This is a genomic window from Hydrogenophaga sp. UC242_53, from assembly GCF_042696965.1.
Lineage (GTDB): Bacteria > Pseudomonadota > Gammaproteobacteria > Burkholderiales > Burkholderiaceae_C > Hydrogenophaga.
This window is the reverse complement of sequence record NZ_CP170552.1, coordinates 3,671,848-3,689,770: the sequence shown is the minus strand read 5'-3', so window position 1 is coordinate 3,689,770 and position 17,923 is coordinate 3,671,848. Positions and strand designations below refer to the sequence as shown.

General features: G+C 67.8%; 16 protein-coding genes and 2 pseudogenes. 9 read left to right on the top strand and 9 right to left on the bottom strand.

Annotated elements, in window-relative coordinates:
* The first annotated feature begins 16 nt into the window (after positions 1 to 16).
* The 5 genes and pseudogenes from ACFJI0_RS18555 to ACFJI0_RS18535 all read left to right on the top strand — a co-directional run bounded on the left by ACFJI0_RS18555 (position 17) and on the right by ACFJI0_RS18535 (position 4,966).
* Positions 17 to 811: a cell division protein FtsQ/DivIB gene (locus tag ACFJI0_RS18555; protein WP_382321732.1), complete on the top strand. Its 795-nt coding sequence runs from the start codon at positions 17 to 19 to the stop codon at positions 809 to 811.
* Positions 812 to 824: 13 nt separating this feature from the next.
* Positions 825 to 2,054, top strand: a complete 1,230-nt coding sequence (ftsA, locus tag ACFJI0_RS18550) for a cell division protein FtsA (protein WP_291118114.1) — start codon at positions 825 to 827, stop codon at positions 2,052 to 2,054.
* 201 nt (positions 2,055 to 2,255) lie between these two features.
* Positions 2,256 to 3,466, top strand: a pseudogene (ftsZ, locus tag ACFJI0_RS18545) (cell division protein FtsZ).
* Between the two features lie 378 nt (positions 3,467 to 3,844).
* Positions 3,845 to 4,768, top strand: a complete 924-nt coding sequence (gene lpxC / locus ACFJI0_RS18540; RefSeq protein ID WP_382321729.1) for a UDP-3-O-acyl-N-acetylglucosamine deacetylase — start codon at positions 3,845 to 3,847, stop codon at positions 4,766 to 4,768.
* Positions 4,769 to 4,789: 21 nt separating this feature from the next.
* Entirely contained in the window at positions 4,790 to 4,966 is a 177-nt protein-coding gene (locus tag ACFJI0_RS18535) for a hypothetical protein (RefSeq protein ID WP_291119276.1), read from the top strand.
* A 16-nt stretch (positions 4,967 to 4,982) separates the two neighbouring features.
* Here ACFJI0_RS18535 and ACFJI0_RS18530 read toward each other — a convergent pair whose 3' ends face one another.
* From ACFJI0_RS18530 to ACFJI0_RS18490, 9 genes and pseudogenes are all read right to left on the bottom strand, one after another.
* Complete coding sequence (locus ACFJI0_RS18530) at positions 4,983 to 5,495, bottom strand: PAS domain-containing protein (RefSeq protein ID WP_382321727.1); 513 nt, start codon at positions 5,493 to 5,495, stop codon at positions 4,983 to 4,985.
* A complete protein-coding gene (locus ACFJI0_RS18525) occupies positions 5,465 to 6,535 on the bottom strand; it encodes a cache domain-containing protein (RefSeq protein WP_382321724.1) in 1,071 nt (356 codons plus the stop codon). Before ACFJI0_RS18525 ends, ACFJI0_RS18530 begins: the two co-directional genes overlap by 31 nt.
* 23 nt (positions 6,536 to 6,558) lie before the next feature.
* The gene (gene ruvC / locus ACFJI0_RS18520; RefSeq protein ID WP_291119282.1) at positions 6,559 to 7,107 is read right to left on the bottom strand and encodes a crossover junction endodeoxyribonuclease RuvC; all 549 of its coding nucleotides are present in this window, start codon (positions 7,105 to 7,107) and stop codon (positions 6,559 to 6,561) included.
* 11 nt (positions 7,108 to 7,118) lie between these two features.
* Positions 7,119 to 8,111 carry a phosphatidate cytidylyltransferase gene (locus ACFJI0_RS18515; protein WP_382321721.1) on the bottom strand — a complete coding sequence of 331 codons (993 nt, stop codon included), beginning with the start codon at positions 8,109 to 8,111 and terminating at the stop codon, positions 7,119 to 7,121.
* A 90-nt stretch (positions 8,112 to 8,201) separates the two neighbouring features.
* Positions 8,202 to 8,819, bottom strand: a complete 618-nt coding sequence (locus ACFJI0_RS18510) for a lysophospholipid acyltransferase family protein (protein ID WP_382321718.1) — start codon at positions 8,817 to 8,819, stop codon at positions 8,202 to 8,204.
* Positions 8,816 to 9,571, bottom strand: coding sequence for a monofunctional biosynthetic peptidoglycan transglycosylase (mtgA, locus tag ACFJI0_RS18505; RefSeq protein ID WP_382321716.1), 756 nt, complete (start codon positions 9,569 to 9,571; stop codon positions 8,816 to 8,818). The genes ACFJI0_RS18510 and mtgA overlap by 4 nt, the downstream gene beginning before the upstream one ends.
* A 276-nt stretch (positions 9,572 to 9,847) precedes the next feature.
* Positions 9,848 to 10,717, bottom strand: coding sequence for an energy transducer TonB (locus ACFJI0_RS18500; protein WP_382154605.1), 870 nt, complete (start codon positions 10,715 to 10,717; stop codon positions 9,848 to 9,850).
* Positions 10,718 to 10,751: 34 nt separating this feature from the next.
* Positions 10,752 to 12,828: pseudogene (locus tag ACFJI0_RS18495) on the bottom strand (ribonuclease catalytic domain-containing protein).
* 24 nt (positions 12,829 to 12,852) lie between these two features.
* Positions 12,853 to 13,464: a YqiA/YcfP family alpha/beta fold hydrolase gene (locus tag ACFJI0_RS18490; protein WP_382321714.1), complete on the bottom strand. Its 612-nt coding sequence runs from the start codon at positions 13,462 to 13,464 to the stop codon at positions 12,853 to 12,855.
* 25 nt (positions 13,465 to 13,489) lie between these two features.
* On the opposite strand from ACFJI0_RS18490, the gene rodA reads away from it, so the two are divergent.
* The 4 genes from rodA to ACFJI0_RS18470 all read left to right on the top strand — a co-directional run bounded on the left by rodA (position 13,490) and on the right by ACFJI0_RS18470 (position 17,922).
* Positions 13,490 to 14,647, top strand: coding sequence for a rod shape-determining protein RodA (rodA, locus tag ACFJI0_RS18485; protein ID WP_382321712.1), 1,158 nt, complete (start codon positions 13,490 to 13,492; stop codon positions 14,645 to 14,647).
* A 60-nt stretch (positions 14,648 to 14,707) separates the two neighbouring features.
* Complete coding sequence (gene tldD / locus ACFJI0_RS18480; protein ID WP_291119303.1) at positions 14,708 to 16,168, top strand: metalloprotease TldD; 1,461 nt, start codon at positions 14,708 to 14,710, stop codon at positions 16,166 to 16,168.
* Positions 16,169 to 16,385: 217 nt separating this feature from the next.
* Positions 16,386 to 17,519, top strand: a complete 1,134-nt coding sequence (locus ACFJI0_RS18475; RefSeq protein WP_382321710.1) for a 3-deoxy-7-phosphoheptulonate synthase — start codon at positions 16,386 to 16,388, stop codon at positions 17,517 to 17,519.
* Between the two features lie 82 nt (positions 17,520 to 17,601).
* On the top strand, positions 17,602 to 17,922 hold the full coding sequence (locus tag ACFJI0_RS18470; RefSeq protein ID WP_291119309.1) for a hypothetical protein: 321 nt from the start codon (positions 17,602 to 17,604) through the stop codon (positions 17,920 to 17,922).
* Position 17,923: the final 1 nt, after the last annotated feature.

Here is a 17,923-nt window from a genome sequence, read left to right as displayed (position 1 = left end):
GCCCCGGAACACCACCATGCCCAGCACCGAACTGCCCTTGGACGTCAAGCTCATGACCGTGGTCACGCACGTCCTGGTCGCGGTGTTCGCCGTGCTGAGCCTGGGCCTGTTCACCACCTGGCTGGTGCGCCACCCGATCTGGTCGGTCAAGGCCATCGCCGTGCATGGCGACGTGGCGCACCAGAACGCCGTGACCTTCCGCGCCCAGCTCTCGTCGCAGATGAAGACGCGCCTGAACGGCAGCTTCCTCACCGTGGACCTGCAGCAGGTGCGCCAGCTGTTCGAGTCCGTGCCCTGGGTGCGCAAGGCCGTGGTGCAGCGCGAGTTCCCCAACCGCCTGCGCGTGACGCTGGAAGAGCACCAGGCCGTGGCCTGGTGGGGCGAGTCGGGTTCGGGCCAATTGGTCAATCGCCTGGGCGAGGTGTTCGATGCCAGCCCCGACGACAGCGATGGCCTGCCCGAACTGGCCGGCCCGGTCGAGAAGTCGGCCCAGGTGTGGTCGCTCTACCAGCTGCTGCAAACCGAACTCGGCCGCCTCGACCTGGGCCTGGAGCGGCTCGAACTCACCGAGCGCGGCACCTGGCGCGCCAAGCTCGACAGCGGCGCCCAGGTGGAGCTGGGCCGCGGCACGCCCGACGAACTGCTGGCGCGCACGCGCCGCTTCACCGGCACGCTGGCGCAGCTCACCGAACGTTACGCGGGCGCGGTTCAGTCCGTGGACCTGCGCTACCCCAATGGCTACGCGCTGCGCCTGCGCGGCGTGACCACCGTGACCGACACGCCGGCTGGCGGATCTCAAAACCGAAGGTAATCAAGAAGCAATCATGGCCAAGGAATACAAGGATTTGGTGGTCGGACTCGACATCGGCACCGCCAAGATCATGGTGGTGGTCGCCGAGGTCCAGTCCAACGGCGAACTCAAGCTCGCGGGCCTGGGCGTGTCGGCCAGCCACGGCCTCAAGCGCGGCGTGGTGGTCAACATCGACGCCACGGTGCAGAGCATCCAGCAGGCCTTGAAAGAAGCCGAGCTGATGGCCGACTGCCGCATCGCGCGCGTCTACACCGGCATCACCGGCAGCCACATCCGCGGCATCAACTCCAGCGGCATGGTGGCCATCAAGGACCGCGAGGTCAGCGCCACCGACGTGGCGCGCGTGATCGAGACCGCCAAGGCGATCAACATCTCCACCGACCAGCGCCTGCTGCTGGTGGAGCCGCAGGAGTTCGTGATCGACGGCCAGGAGGTGAAAGAGCCGATCGGCATGAGCGGCATCCGCCTGGAAGCCAAGGTGCACATCGTCACCGGCGCGCAGAGCGCGGCCGAAAACATCATCAAGTGCGTGCGCCGCTGCGGCCTGGAAGTGGACCAGCTCATGCTCAACCCGCTGGCGTCCAGCCAGGCCATCCTGACCGACGACGAGAAGGAACTCGGCGTGGCGCTGGTGGACATCGGCGCGGGCACGACCGACGTGGCGATCTTCTCGGGCGGCGCGATCCGCCACACGGCGGTCATCCCGATCGCGGGCGACCTGATCACCAGCGACATCGCCATGGCCCTGCGCACGCCGACCAAGGACGCCGAAGACATCAAGGTGGAAAGCGGCTGCGCCAAGCAGCTGCTGGCCGATCCGGACACGCAGGTGGAAGTGCCCGGCCTGGGCGATCGCGGCCCGCGCATGCTCAGCCGCCAGGCGCTGGCCGGCGTGATCGAGCCGCGCGTGGAGGAAATCTTCTCGCTGGTGCAGCAGGTGCTGCGCGACTCCGGCCATGAAGAGATGCTGTCGTCGGGCATCGTGCTCACCGGCGGCAGCGCGGTGATGCCGGGCATGGTCGAACTGGGCGAGGACATCTTCCTCAAGCCCGTGCGCCGCGGCATCCCGAACTACACCAGCGCTCTGTCCGACATGGTCGCGCAGACGCGCGCGGCCACGGTGATGGGCCTGCTCGAGGAAGCGCGCCTGGCGCGCGTGCGCGGGCACAAGGTGGCACAGAAAGCGGGCTCGATGCAAGGCGCACTCGAGCGGGTCAAAAACTGGTTTGTGGGGACCTTCTGATGAACAACGCGAACACGCTGTCTTCGAGCCCGGCCCTCACGCCGGCCAACGCCATGAGCCTGGAACGCCACCAGCGAGGGCGGTGCACCGAATGCACCGGGCCGCCTGGATGAACCCTCGCCATTCCCCGATTCCGCAGATTTTTTGTATTGACAGATTGCCCGGCGACACCGTTCCAAGGGCCACAAAAGGAGCTTCCAAATGAGCATCGAAATGATCGAAGTTGAAGAATTCAACCAGGGCACCCAGATCAAGGTCATCGGCGTGGGCGGCGGCGGCGGCAACGCGGTCGAGCACATGATCTCGCGCAGCGTGCAGGGCGTGGAGTTCATCTGCGCCAACACCGACGCGCAATCGCTCACGCGCAGCGCCGCGCACAAGACCATCCAGCTCGGCACCAGCGGCCTGGGCGCGGGCAGCAAGCCCGAGAAGGGCCGTGACGCGGCCGAAGTCGCGGTGGACGACATCCGCGAAGCCATCGCGGGCGCGCACATGCTGTTCATCACCGCCGGCATGGGCGGCGGCACCGGCACCGGCGCGGCCCCCGTGATCGCCCGCGTCGCGCAAGGAAATGGGCATTCTCACCGTCGGCGTGGTCACCAAGCCGTTCGACTGGGAAGGTGGCCGCCGCATGACCAACGCCGACAGCGGCCTGGCCGAGCTCGAAGCCAACGTGGATTCGCTGATCGTGGTGCTCAACGAGAAGCTGCTGGAAGTGCTGGGTGACGACGTCACGCAGGACGAGGCTTTCGCGCACGCCAACGACGTGCTCAAGAACGCCGTGGGCGGCATTGCCGAGATCATCAACGAGTACGGCAACGTGAACGTCGACTTCGAGGACGTGCGCACCGTGATGGGCGAACCCGGCAAGGCCATGATGGGCACGGCCGTGGCCGCCGGCCCGGACCGCGCGCGCATCGCCGCCGAGCAGGCCGTGGCCTGCCCGCTGCTGGAAGGCATCGACCTGTCGGGCGCCAAGGGCGTGCTGGTGCTGGTGACGGCGGCCAAGGGTTCGCTCAAGCTGTCGGAGTCCAAGCTGGCGATGAACACGATCCGCGCCTACGCTTCGCCGGAAGCGCACGTGATCTACGGTGCCGCTTACGACGACGCCCTGGGCGACGAGATGCGCGTGACCGTGGTGGCGACGGGCCTGTCGCGCCAGGGTGTGCGCCGCACGGCGCCTCCGCTGCAGGTGCTGCGCACCGGTACGGACAACGTGCCGTTCAATGTGCCGACCGTGAACGCCGCTGTGGGCGGCCCCGGGTGCTGCGCAGCCGGACTACAACTCCATGGCGGTGCCCAGCGTCTGGCGCACCAACCGCACCCAGGCCGCGGCCAAGGTGGATGCGCTGGCTTCCGGCGGCATGGACGATTTCGAGATTCCTGCTTTCCTGCGCAAGCAGGCGGACTGAGTCTCTTCCCCGGGTTTTCTTGCCTGCACCTCGCGGGCTCGTGGACCCCGGGCGCTCTGCTCCGCGGGTATCCCCCGGACCGGCTTCGCCGGTCCTCCTCCTTACCCCGCTGCGCAGAACGCCCGGGGTCCACGAGCTGAAGAAGCGTTTGTTTGCCAGCGGTTCTCTTGCACGTAGGTCAGCGGTGATCGGGGTGGCCGGCGCAGCGGGGTAAAGGAGGAGCCCGTGGCGCAGCCACGGGCGGGGGACACCCGCGGAGCCGGCCACCCCGGTCGCCGCTGACCGTCTCAGCCGGAGAAAAACGGAGAAAAGCCTTCCCTATCAAGGCCATCAGCTTTCTAAACCATGTTCTGGCGCCCGGAAAACTACAATTCAAGGATGCTTGCCCAACGCACCCTCAAATCCCTGACCAAGGCCGTCGGTGTCGGCCTGCACAGCGGTCAGCGGGTGGAGCTGACGCTGCGGCCGGCCGCGCCCGACACGGGCATCGTGTTCCGCCGGGTCGACCTGTCCGCGCCGGTGGAGATCCCGGTCAATGCCATGGCGGTGTCCGACACCCGCCTGGCCTCCACCATCTCCAACGGCGGCGTCAAGGTGCACACCATCGAGCACCTCATGAGCGCCTGCGCCGGCCTCGGTCTGGACAACCTCTACGTCGACATCACGGCCGAAGAAGTGCCCATCCTCGACGGTTCCTCGGCCTCCTTCGTCTACCTGCTGCAAAGCGCCGGCATCGTGATGCAGAACGCGCCCAAGCGCTTCATCCGCGTCACCAAACCGGTGGAAGTGCGCGAAGGCGACGGCCGCACGCTCAAGTGGGCGCGGCTCGACCCCTTCCACGGCTACAAGCTGGCGTTCGAGATCGAGTTCAACCACCCGGCCGTGAACTCCACCGGCCAGCGCGTGGAGTTCGACTTCGGCAGCGGCCAGTACGCGCGCGAGATCGCCCGCGCCCGCACCTTCGGTTTCACGCGCGACGTGGAAATGATGCGCTCCAACGGCTTGGCGATGGGCGGCGGGCTGGACAACGCCATCGTGATGGACGACGTGAAAGTGCTCAACGCCGACGGCCTGCGCTACCAGGACGAGTTCGTCAAGCACAAGATCCTCGACGCCATGGGCGACCTCTACATCGTGGGCAAACCGCTGCTGGCCGCCTACAGCGCCTTCCGCAGCGGCCACGCGATGAACAACCAGCTGCTGCGCGCCCTGCTGGACCAGCCCGACGCCTACGAGATCGTGAGCTTCGAACACGAGCGCGAAGCCCCGCGCGGCTTCGCCCAGCTCGCACCGGCCTGGTAGGCGCCGCCGCCACCACCCCTCATGCTGCTGTTCCGCTGGACCGTGATGTTGCTGCTGCTGGCAGCGGGCGTGTGTTTTGCCTTCTACATCGGCACCGGCCAGGCACGTTACCGCACCTGGGGCATCGTGATCCTGAAGTGGACCGTCATCGCGGCCCTGGGATTCTTCGGCGTGCTCGTGCTGGAGCGCCTGCTCTAGCCAGACCGCCGTTCAGTCAGTGCGATGGCGGCTCGGTCACCGGCCGCACGAAGGCGCTGAAGAGCTGCAGCTCGCTGGTGTGGATCAGGCCGATCTTCATCTCCACTTCCATCTCGCGACCCTGCCGGTCCACCACCGTGCGCCGAAGCAGCCGGCCCGTGAACGGGGCCTTGCCGGTGGTGTGGAAATGCGCCAGCGCCTTCACGAAAGCGATGTGGTAACGCTCGGGCAGGATGGTGTCGGCCAGCGATTCGCCGCGCACCTCCTGGCGCTTCCAGCCGAACAGGGTTTCGGCCGCGGCGTTCCAGTCGGTGATGCAACCGTCGAAATCGATGCCGATGAAGGCTTCCTGCGCGCTGTCGATCACGGTCTGCACACGCTCTTCGTTGGCGCGCAGGTCGTCCACCGTCTCGCGCAACTCGGCGGTGCGCTCGCTCACGCGCCGCTCCAGCGCGGCATGGTTCTGGCGCAGCGCCGCCTCGTTGGCCTGCAGGCCCTTCACCAGGGAGTTGAAGGCATTGCCCAGCATCGCGCCTCGCGGTAGGCCGCGGTGGTGGGCGCCTTCACCGCGTAGCCGGCCTCGATGCCGCGCGCCACGTCGGTCAGGTCGAGCAGGGGCCGGGTGATCAGGCGCGCCACCAGCCAGCCCAGCAGGGAAAACAGCAGTGCCGCCGCGATGCCGCCGAGCAGCATGCGCCGGTGCAGCTGGTTCACCGGGGCGTAGGCCTCGTCCAGCGTCTGCCGCACCAGCACGCGCCAGCCCAGGCCGGCGTAGGTGTCGAAGCCGTTGTCGCGCGTGTGGCCCACGAGGTAGGTCTGGCCATCGGGCCACGTTTCCGTCGCATGCCCCGATTCGCCGCGCCCCGCGGCTTCCACGCTCGGCACCTTCAGCACCGTGCCTTGCAGGTCCTTGGGGCCGAGCAGCACCGCGCCGGTGGTCGAGACGATCAGCAGGTCGACGCTGCGGTGGCGGCTCACGGGGGTGAAGATCGCGTCCTGGATCTCGCTGGCCCAGTTCCACGACAGGTGCACGCCCAGCACGCCCGTGGTCTGGCCGGCCGCGTCGGTGAGCGGAAAGGCGATGTCGACGAAGCGCATCGGCTCGCTGCCCGGCGTGCCCAGCAGCTGGGCGAGCAGCACGGCATCGTGCACGTCGCCCATGGGGTGGCCGTCCATGGCGTTGCGGAACCAGGGGCGCGCCGACACATCCACGCCTTCGAGCATGCCGCGCGTGGCGGTGCGCACCACGCCCGCGGTGTCGGTCACGCCGATCCAGGCGTAGTGCGGGTAGCTCTTCTGCAGGGCCTCGATCTCGCCGCGGACCGCGCCGAAGTCGGTGTGGCCGCTCAGGCGTTGGGCGATCAGGCGCACCTCGCGGTAGCGCTCGAACATGGACCGGTCCAGCCGGCTCGCGGTCTGCTGCGCCAGCTCGGTCAGGTTGGCGCCGATGGCCTCGCGCACCTGGTTGCTCGCGGCGCGGTCGCTGAACAGCGTCAGGCTCAAGGTGAGCAACAGCGACAGGACCGTGAATGCGATGGCGAGCCAGGCCCCCAGGCTGAAACGGCGCAACGGCGAAGAACCCTCCATGCCCATCAATACACCCGGCCGGCCTTGTACGTGGCGTGGGTGCGAGCCTGTTGGGTGGAGACCTTGTTGATCGCCGCCAGGGTGCGGCTCACCTGGGCGTGGGTGATGGCCAGGCCGAGCGCGTCGGCCGCGTCCTTGCCGGGCAGGCCGGGCAGGCGCAGCAGGCGCTTGACCATTTCCTGCATCTGCGGCTTGCCGGCCCGGCCGTTGCCGGCCACGGCCTTCTTCAACTGCAGCGCGGTGTACTCGGCAACCTCCAGCTTGTTGGCCACGAGGGCCGTGAGGCAGGCGCCACGTGCCTGGCCCAGCAGCAGCGTGGCCTGGGGGTTGACGTTGACGAACACGATTTCACAGACCGACATCTGGGGCTGGTAGCGCGCCACCACCTCGGTGATGCCGTCGAACAGGATCTTGAGCCGCTCGGGCAGCAGGGCGCCGTCCTTCGGGCTGGTCTGGATGGTGCCGCTGGCCACATAGTGCAGGGCAGCGCCTTCGGTGTCGATCACGCCGAAGCCGGTGCATTGCAGGCCGGGGTCGATGCCGAGGATGCGCATGGTGGAAGGTCTCAAAGGTCGAAGGTCCAGCGCACCGAATGGAAGAACACGGGCGCGGCGAAGCACAGGGCGTCCACGCGGTCGAGCAGGCCGCTGGCACCGGTGACCGAGCGGCCCGCCAAGCCCCAGTGGGTCACGCCGCGGTCGCGCTTGATGGCCTTCATGACCAGGTGGCCGAAGCTGCCGGCCACACAGGCCACCAGGGCCATGGCCAGCGCGGGCAGGGGCTTGAAGGGCGTGAAGCCGGAGAGCACGGCGCCCAGCAGGCCGCCGGCGACCAGGCCCAGGGCCCAGCTGCGCCAGTGGAAGCTGCCGCTGATGGCGGGGGCCACCGGCCGGCGCAGGCCGCGCGCGGCCAGGTGCTGCACCAGCATGCAGGTTTGCACCACCAGCACCAGGAAGAACACCAGGAACGCGGTCTTGCCGACGAAGCCGGGGAAGCTGAGCAGCAGCAGGGCGGGCACGTGGCTCATGCCGTACACGCAGACCATGATGCCCCACTGCAGTTTGGCGTTGCGCTCGAGGAAACGCTGGGGGTCGTTGCCCAGCGCGCTCACCACGGGAATCGCGAGGAACACGTAGACCGGGATGAACACGGTGAACAGGTTGAAGCGTTCCGTCCAGACCAGCGCGTACTGCAGCGGCAGCACGATGAAGAAGGCCAGCACCAGGCTGCGGTGGTCGCCCCGGCGCGTGGGCGAGAGGCTGATGAACTCGCGCAGGATGAAGAACGAGACCAGGCCGAACAGCACGATGGCGAAGCCCTCGCCCATGACCCAGCCGACCCAGAACACCAGCATCATCATCCAGGAGCTGCGCAGCAGCGCCTGGTTGTCCTGCAGGCGCAGCGCGCGTTCGCCGCTGGCGTCGTCGTCGCCTGAGCGGCGCTCGCGCAGCGACAGCAGCACGCCCACGCCGCTGGCGATGATCAGCAGGCCGAACAGCACCACGAAGACGAGGCTGACCTGCTGGTCGGGGGTGAGGCTGCGAAGGAAGGAACCCATCAGACCGTCCGCCGGGCCGCCCCAAGGGCGGTCTGCGCCCCCTTGGGGGGCAATGAGTACATGAAATGACGAGTGTGGGGGCTCATGTTCTTAGACGTCCCGAAGGGCCATGACGGCCTCGCGGGCCCGTTTCAGGAAATCGGCGCGCGGTTCCTCGGCGCCCAGCACCAGCGGTTCGCCGAAGGTCACCGAGCACAGCACCGGCACCGGCACCACCTCGCCCTTGGGGATCACGCGCTGCACGTTGTGGATCCAGGCCGGCACCAGCACCACGCCGGGAAAGCGCTGCGCCAGGTTGTACAGGCCCGACTTGAAGGGCTGCGGGTCTTCCTCGTGGCCGCGCGTGCCCTCGGGAAAGAGGATCAGCGAGTCGCCGCTCTCCAGCGCCTGCACCAGCGGCGCCAGTGGGTCTTCGTCGCCCTTGCGCTCGCGCTCCACGTACACGGCGTTGAACACCTCGGTGGTGATCCAGCGCTTGAAGTTCGACGCGGTCCAGTAGTCCTTGGCCGCGATCGGGCGCGTGATGCTGCGCAGCTCCTGCGGCAGCGCGGCCCAGATCAGCACGAGGTCGGCGTGGCTCTGGTGGTTGGCGAAATAGATGCGCTGCTCGGCCTTGGGCGGGCAGCCGTGCCAGCGCGCCTGCGCGCCGGTGAGCAGGCGCACCAGGCCGAGCAGGAACACGCTCATGAAGGTGGCACGAAGGTTCATGGCAGCACGACCCCACCCATGCGCGCGACGATGGTGCCGGTGCGCCGCGCGAGGTAGGCCGATCCCTGCCGCGCCTCGAAGAACTTGGGCGAGGGCAGCATCACCGCCAGACGCGCCGCCTCGTGCGGGCTGAGCTTGCTGGCCGGCTTGTTGAAGTAGCGCTGCGAGGCGGCCTCGGCGCCGAAGATGCCTTCGCCCCACTCCACGCTGTTGAGGTAGATCTCCAGGATGCGGCGCTTGTCGAGCAAGGCTTCGAGCATCAGCGTGAGCACCAGTTCCTGGCCCTTGCGCAGCAGCTGGCGTTCGCCGGAGAGCAGCAGGTTTTTCGCGAGTTGCTGCGTGATGGTGGAGCCGCCGACCACCTTGGGCTCGCGCGCGGGCTGGGCGGGCTGGGCGGGCTGGCGCGCGGCGCGTTTTTCGGCCAGCTGCTGGCGGCGCTCGTTCTTCTGCCAGGCGCCTTCGATCGCGCCCCAGTCCACGCCCCGGTGGTCGGTGAAGCCGGCGTCTTCGGAGGCGATCACGGCGCGCTTGAGGTGCGGGCTGATCTGGGCATCGGGCACCCAGTGGTGCGACCAGCGCCAACCCTTGTCGCTTTGCAGGCTGGCGCCCGCGATGCGCCAGGCTTCGGAGCGCATGAAGGCGGTGCTGGTGGGATCGACCGCGACCATGAGCGCGATGCGCGCCAGAAAGAACAGCTGCAGGGCCAGCCCGGCGAGGACCAGCCACAGCAACCAGCGTCCGAGGGACCTCATGCGGTGTGGAAGGGCCTGTTCACACTATTTTTCCAAGTGCGAATGGGTTGAAAACAGCGCCAATCGAGGCGCGCGACGACGGCCAGACCGGGTGTCTGGCCTAGGAGTGCAACGAAGAGTGGCGCTGTTTTCAACCCATTCCCTTCGGGTTGCGGCCAACAAGGCCATGCGCGGCGTTGCGGAGCCTTGCCGGGGGAATGCCCCGGCTGCGTTTCGCGCCTTGCGCATGGCCTTTTTGATCCGCAACGCATCTTGGAAAAATAGTGTGAACAGGCCTTATTGCCCGGAGAGCTGGGTCTGCAGCGTCTCGTCGCGCGTGAAGCGGAAGCGCGAGACGACCACGATCTGGTCGGCCTGGCGGCGCATGGCTTCGTTGAAGCGGCCGAACGAGAGGCTGCGCACGATGGCCTGGGCGCGGCGGTCGAGCTGGCTGATGCCCGAGGGCTGCACCACCTCGGTGTCGAGCACGGCGCCGTTGTGGTTGACCGTGATGGTCATGGTGAGTTCGCCGTAGAGCTTGCGGCCGCCGACTTCGGGGAAGTTGGTGGTGCCCCGGTCCTCGATCTTGCGGCGCAGCTCGTCGTAGTAGATGGCGTAGACCGCCTCGCGCGTGGCCGGGCTGATGTAGCGCTTCTTGGGCCGCGCGTTTTCTTCGTTGATGCGCTTTTCGATCTCGGCCAGGATCTTCACCAGCGCGCGGCGCTTCTGCTCGCGCTCCGACGAGGCCTGGCTGGGGTTGACCGACTCGGGGTCGGGTGGCGGCATCTTGGCGAGCTCGCGGCGCACCTGGGCCAGCAGGCGGTTCTGCTGCTCGCGCAGCATCTCGATCGTGCGCTCGTCTTCTTCGTGCGCGTCGCCGATGCGGGCCACCGTGGCGGGTGGCAGGGGCGAGGTGGCGCGGCCGCGTTCGGCCTCGCCACCGCCGGCCAGCGAGGTCTGCGCGATGGCCGTGGCCTTGTCGGGCCGCTCGTTGCCGCGCGCGTTGACGAGGATGACTTCCAGCGGCGTGTCCTGGAACACGCGGTTGAAACGCTCGGGGTCCACGAAGCGCACCGTGAGCAGCGCGGCGTGCACGGCCACCGACACCCCCAGCGCCAGTTGCAGCGTGCTCAGCTTCTTGAAAAAGGACAGGGCGGACGGCTTCACGCGGGCATTATCCGTGCTGGGTGTCGCCTGGGCCTCAATCCCCTGCCGGGCCGGGCGTTTGGGGGGGCTGGGCGGCGCTTTCGCCCTCGGTTTCGTTGACGTCGATGCGCCAGGGCCAGCGGCGCGGCCAGTGCCTCCTCTTCCTCGGCGTCGTCGCCCGCGGTCTCGCCCACGTCGTCCACCGGCAGGTCCAGCCGCTCGGTGACGGTGCCGTGGATGTCGAGCGTGATGTCGTCGATCTCACCCAGCTTCACGCGCACGTGCGCGCCGCGCGGCAGGCCGTCGGCGCCCAGCACCGGCAGCACCAGGGGCAGGGTGTCGGCGCGCACCAGGTTGTCCTTGATCAGGGTGGCGGTGAGCTCGGTGATGCCTTCCTGCCGGAGGTACTGCAGCGTCCAGTAGCGCTCCATGCCGTTCTGGAAGCCGTTGTACGCGGTGTAGGCGGCGTCGAAGGCGCTGATGATGGAGAACAGGTTGGCGTCCTTGGGCTTGAACGGCGCGGCCAGCGCGGCGGTCTTGCCGTGGCGCGCGCAGGCAATGATCTGCCACTGGTTGACCAGGTCCACGTAGCGGCGCAGGGGCGAGGTGCTCCAGGCGTAGCTCTTGACGCCGATGCCCGCGTGCGGCTGCGCCTTGGTGCCCATGCGCACCTTGACGCCGGGCTGCAGGCTGGCCTGGCTGCGGTAGATGCCGGGCACGCCGCAGTCGGCCAGCCAGTTGCCCCAGGTGCTGTTGGCCAGGATCATGGCCTCGGCCACCATCAGGTCCAGCGGGGCGCCGCGTTTGCGGGTGCCGATGACCACGCGCTCGTCGCCCTGCGGTTCGTCGCCGCTCACGCCTTCGAGGCGGAAGGTGTAGTCCGGGCGGGTGAAGTTCTCGGGTTTGCCGCGCACCACCTCGCGTTGCGCCTTGAGGTGCAGGGCCAGGCGGAACAGGAAACCCAGCGAGGGTTGCAGGGCCGCGATCTCGGCGGGGACATCGGTCGCCGGCGCCTCGCCCGCGAGCCAGGCTTCGGTGATCACCGTGTCGAGCTGGTCGTGCCGCAGGTTGAGGGCGATCGGCACGCGCTCCAGCGCGGTGCGGCTGCCGGTGACGGCCAGGGTGGCTTCGTCGAAGCTGACGTACAGGGACACGGCGGGGCAATCGCGCCCGGCCATGAGCGTGTAGGCCTGCACCACCTCGTCGGGCAGCATGGTGAGCTTGTGGCCCGGCATGTAGACGGTGGACAGGCGCGTGCGCGCCACCTGGTCGATGGGGCCTTCCGGCGCCACGGCCAGGCCGGGCGCCGCGATGTGGATGCCCAGCGTGACGCTGCCGCTGCCCAGGCCTTGCAGCGAGAGCGCGTCGTCGATCTCGGTGGTCTGCGAATCGTCGATGGAGAAGGCCTGCACCGGCGCCAGGGGCAGCTCGTCGGCGATGACCGGGGCCTGCAGCGGGGGGAAGCCCGTGCCCTTGGGGAACTGGTCGAACAGGAAGCGCTGCCAGTGGAACTGGTAGGCGCTGCTGATGGCACCCGCGTTCTGCAGCAGGGTGAGCGGCGCGGTGTGGCTGGTGCGCGCGGCTTCCACCACGGCCTTGTACTCGGGCGCGTTCTTGTCCGGCCGGAACAGCAGCTTGTAGAGCTGCTGGCGCACCGGCGCCGGGCAACTGCCGCTGGCGAGCTCGGCCGCCCAGGCCTCGATCTGTGCCTGCACCTGTTTCTTCTTCTCGATCGCGGCCAGGGCCTGCGCGAGGATGTCGGCCGGCGCCTTCTTGTAGCGGCCCTTGCCGGCGCGGCGGAAGTAGTGCGGCGCGCCTTGCAGGCACAGGAGCGCGGCCACCTGTTCGGTGATGCCCGCCTTGTCGCTGAAATACTCGTGGGCGAGGTCCGCGAAACCGAACTCGTCTTCGGGCGCGAATTCGTAGGCCAGCTCCAGCTCCATGGTCTCCGCCAGGGCGGTGGCCGCCGGCATCAGCTGGCTGGGGGCGGGTTTTTCGAAGCGCAGCAGGGCATTGGCCGACTTGACCTTGACGCGTTTGCCGGATTCGAGCTCGACTTGCAGGGAACTTTCGGCCTCGGACAGGAGGCGGCCGGTCAACAGCTTGCCGGCTTCATCAAACAGGATGTGCATGGGCGCGATTGTCCCATGGGGCCGTTACAGGTCCAGGAAATGGAACAGGTCGTCGATGTGGTCGTCGAAGTCGCTGATGGCGTGGTCGCTGCCTTCCAGCAGGCGGGTCGTTCCCCCTGCGCAGAAGGCCTGCATTTCGCGCCAGTCCAGCACCTCGTCGCCTTTGGCCACGATGGCGAACTGGCGCTCCGGCGAGGCCGGGTGCAAAGGAGCCAGGCGGGCGATGTCGTCCTGCTGTTGCTGAAGCTCCCCCATGAAGGCCGGGTCGACGACGAAGCGCGCCTGCGGGTCGTGCCAGGCGGTCTGTTCGCCGATGTATTTCACCAGGTCGCGCGCGGGAAACACGGCCGGGTTGAGCAGCACCGTGCGGCGGCAACCGGTCTGCAGCGCCAGCCAGCGCGCGTAGAAGCCGCCCAGCGACGAGCCGACCACGCCCATGGTCTCGCGCGGCCAGTCCTGCACGCCGCGCACCACCATGTCCATGGCTTCGCGCGGGGAGGGCGGCAGTTGAGGGCACCACCAGACCACCTCCGGGTGCCGCGCCTGCATGCGCGCGGCGACCTTCTGCGCCTTCATCGATTGCGGCGACGAACGAAAACCATGCAGGTACAACAGGTGGGTGGTGGGGGATGTCATGGCCGAAGGATAATCGGGGCCCAACATGGCCGCCGTCTTCGACAAACCCACCCTGCTGCAGCGCATCGCCCCGATCTTCCAGGGCTTTGACGGCTGGCTGCTGTTCGCCATCCTGCTGATGGCCGGCGCCGGCCTGATCACCATGTATTCGGTGGGTTTTGACCACGGCACCCGCTTCGCGGCCCACAGCCGCAACATGCTGCTGGCCGTGGGGCTGATGTTCCTCGTGTCTCAGGTGCCGCCGCACCGCCTGATGACGCTGGCCGTGCCGCTGTACACCCTGGGCGTGATGCTGCTGCTGGGTGTGGAGCTGTTCGGCATCATGCGCAAGGGTTCGCAGCGCTGGCTGGACATCGGCGTCACCGTCATCCAGCCCAGCGAACTCATGAAGATCGCCATGCCGCTGATGCTGGCCTGGTGGTTCCACCGCCGGGAAGGGCAGCTCAAGCCGCTGGATTTCGTGGCGGCCGGCATCCTGCTCATCATTCCGGTGGCGCTCATCCTCAAGCAGCCCGACCTGGGGACTTCGCTGTTGGTGATGTCCTCCGGCCTGGCCGTCATTTTCTTCGCCGGCCTGAGCTGGAAGCTGATCCTGCCACCGGTGTTGATCGGCGTGATCGGTGTGGTGACGCTGATCGCCATGGAGCCGCAGATGTGCGCGCCGGGCGTGGACTGGCAGATCTTGCACGAGTATCAGCGCCAGCGCGTGTGCACCCTGCTCGACCCCTCGAAAGACCCGCTGGGCAAGGGCTTCCACATCATCCAGGGCATGATCGCCATCGGTTCGGGCGGCATCTGGGGCAAGGGCTTTATGCAGGGCACGCAGACCCACCTGGAGTTCATCCCCGAGCGCACCACCGACTTCATCTACGCCGCCTTTTCCGAGGAATTCGGCCTCATGGGTGTGCTGGGCCTCATGTCCGGCTTCATCTTCCTCATCGTGCGCGGTCTGCTGATCGCGGTGGAGGCGCCGACCCAGTTTTCCCGGCTGGTGGCGGCTGCGGTCACGCTCAACGTGTTCGTCTATGCCTTCGTCAACATGGGCATGGTCAGCGGCATCCTGCCGGTGGTGGGGGTGCCGTTGCCCTTCGTGAGCTATGGCGGCACGGCCATGGTGACGCTGGGCGTGGGGCTGGGCATCCTGATGGCGATCGCCAAGTCCAAGCGCCTGATGCAGTCCTAGAGCGGTTGACGGCAAGACCCTGACGGCAGCGCGCGGCGCCAGGGTTCTTACAATCGGCCGATGATTTCACGCGAACCCACCCTGGCCCGTCTCGCCACCGCCCAAAGCCTGTTGCTCGAACCGTTCGGGTTGAGCCCCACGCACCTGCAGCGCGCGCTCGGCGAGATCATGTCGCACGGCGTGGACGACGCCGACCTGTATTTCCAGACCACGCGCAGCGAAGGCTGGAGCCTGGAAGAGGGCATCGTCAAGACCGGCAGCTTCAGCATCGACCAGGGGGTCGGCGTGCGTGCGGTCAGCGGTGAAAAGACGGCGTTCGCCTATTCCGACGACCTGTCCTGGGACTCGCTGATCGATGCCGCCCACACGGTGCGCTCGATTTCGGCACAGGGCCAGGGCCGCAAGGTGCGCGTGCCGGCGGTGAAGGTGCCCAAGTCGCGTTCGCTCTACCCGGGCCTGGACCCGATCGCCACGCTCGACAGCACCGCCAAGGTCGCGCTGCTGGAAAAAGTGGAGCGCATGGCCAAGGCCAAGGACCCGCGCGTGAAGCAGGTCATGGCCGGCCTGGCGAGCGAATACGACGTGGTGCTGGTGGCGCGCGCCGACGGCACTTTGGCGGCCGACGTGCGCCCGCTGATCCGCCTGTCGGTGACGGTGATCGCCGAGCAGTCGGGCCGGCGCGAAGCCGGTTCGTCCGGCGGCGGCGGCCGTTTCGGCCTGGCCTATTTCGACGATGCCATGGTGCAGTCCTACGTGGACGAGGCCGTGTCCTACGCGCTGACCAACCTCGACGCACGCCCTGCACCGGCCGGCGAGATGGTGGTGGTGCTGGGCTCGGGCTGGCCCGGCATCCTGCTGCACGAGGCGGTGGGCCACGGGCTGGAAGGCGATTTCAACCGCAAGGGCTCCAGCGCTTTCGCCGGCCGCATCGGCCAGCGCGTGGCCGCCAAGGGTGTGACCGTGCTCGACGATGGCACCATCGCCGACCGCCGGGGCTCGCTCAACGTGGACGATGAAGGCCACACCTCGCAGCGCAATGTGCTGATCGAGGACGGCATTCTGCGCGGCTACATCCAGGACGCGATGAACGCGCGCCTGATGGGCGTAAAGCCCACCGGCAATGGCCGTCGCGAGAGCTACGCCCACGTGCCCATGCCGCGCATGACCAACACCTACATGCTGGGTGGCGACAAGGCGCCCGAGGAAATCGTGGCCAGCATCAAGAAGGGCCTGTACGCCACCAACTTCGGCGGTGGCCAGGTCGACATCACCAGCGGCAAGTTCGTGTTCTCGGCCAGCCAGGCCTACTGGGTGGAGAACGGCCAGATCCAGTACCCGGTGAAGGGCGCCACGCTGGTGGGCAATGGCCCGGACGCGCTGACCCGCGTCAGCATGATCGGCAACGACATGAAGCTCGACAGCGGCGTGGGCACCTGCGGCAAGGAAGGCCAGAGCGTGCCGGTGGGCGTGGGCCAGCCGACGCTGCGCATCGATGGCCTGACGGTCGGCGGCACCGCTTGACTCGGCGTTTTCAATTGCCTGTGCTACATTTCGAACCCATGTCTTCGCGCTTCGCCTTTTTTGCCTTTTATTTTTGGTTCTCAGTCCCCGGCGGACGAGAGGCGAAGCTGTAAGCGCATCACCGAATCTCGATACAACCGCCGGAGCTCCAAGCCCGGCGGTTTTTTTTCGCCCTTTCGAACCGTTTTTTGATTCAACCCCACTCAGGAGCCCCGTGATGACCGCCAAGAACGCCCCCGCCAGCAGCGACGCCTGGCATGCCCGTCCTGTCGACAAAACCAGCCAGACCGACGACGAACGCATCAAGGACATCACCGTGTTGCCCCCTCCTGAACACCTGATCCGCTTCTTCCCCATCGGCGGCACGCCGGTGGAAGCGCTCATCAGCCAGACCCGCCAGCGCATTCACCGCATCCTGCATGGGCAGGACGACCGTCTGCTGGTCGTGATCGGCCCGTGCTCCATCCACGATCCGGCCGCCGCGGTCGACTACGCGCGCCGTCTCAAGCCGCTGCGCGAGAAGTACGCCGACACGCTGGAGATCGTGATGCGGGTCTACTTCGAGAAGCCGCGCACCACGGTGGGCTGGAAGGGCCTGATCAACGACCCCTACCTGGACGAGAGCTACCGCATCGACGAGGGCCTGCGCATCGCGCGCCAGCTGCTGATCGAGATCAACCGCCTGGGCCTGCCTGCGGGCAGCGAGTTCCTCGACGTGATCTCGCCGCAGTACATCGGCGACCTGATCGCCTGGGGCGCCATCGGCGCGCGCACCACCGAAAGCCAGGTGCACCGCGAGCTGGCCTCGGGCCTCTCGGCCCCGATCGGCTTCAAGAACGGCACCGACGGCAACATCAAGATCGCCACCGACGCGATTCAGGCCGCCTCGCGCGGCCACCATTTCCTCTCGGTGCACAAGAACGGCCAGGTGGCGATCGTGCAGACCAATGGCAACAAGGACTGCCACGTGATTCTGCGCGGTGGCAAGGCGCCCAACTACGACGCCGCCAGCGTGGCCGCTTCGGTGAAGGAACTCGAGGCCGCCAAGCTGCCGCCGCGCCTGATGGTCGACTGCAGCCACGCCAACAGCAGTAAGCAGCACGAGAAGCAGCTCGAGGTGGCGCGCGACATCGCGGGCCAGATCGTTGGCGGCTCGCGCAGCATCTTCGGCGTGATGATCGAGAGCCACATCGAAGCCGGCGCTCAGAAGTTCACTCCAGGCAAGGACGAGGTGGGCGCGCTCAAGTACGGGCAGAGCATCACCGACGCCTGCCTGGGCTGGGGCGATTCGCTGCAGGCGCTCGAGGTCCTGTCGGCGGCGGTGCTGACCGCCCGCCACGCGCGGGGCTGATGCCGCCACGGGCTTTCACGGGGTGGATCGCGCACGGCGCGCGGTCCACAATGGGGCGAATCACCGATCAGGAGAACCCGACATGCGCAGCCAAGTCACCGTGAGCTGGGGCGGCACCGCCTCTTACCCGTTCGATCTCGAGGAGGTGCAGCCGATGCCGCACGACCATGCGCGCGCCTGGCTCGACGAACAGTTCACCACCCTGGGCTGTGACCCGATCCGGCCGACCGGCAAGGTGCTGACGGCCGACAAGATCCTGTGCGTGGCCGAAGCCGCTGGGGAGGGCCATTTCCGGGATGCGGCGCACCGTCCCTGGGCGGTGGCCTTTGCCCGCGCCGCGAGCGCGGCGCTGGCCAAACCGGTGGTGTCGATCGACGTGCCGAAGCACGTGCTGACGTACTGAG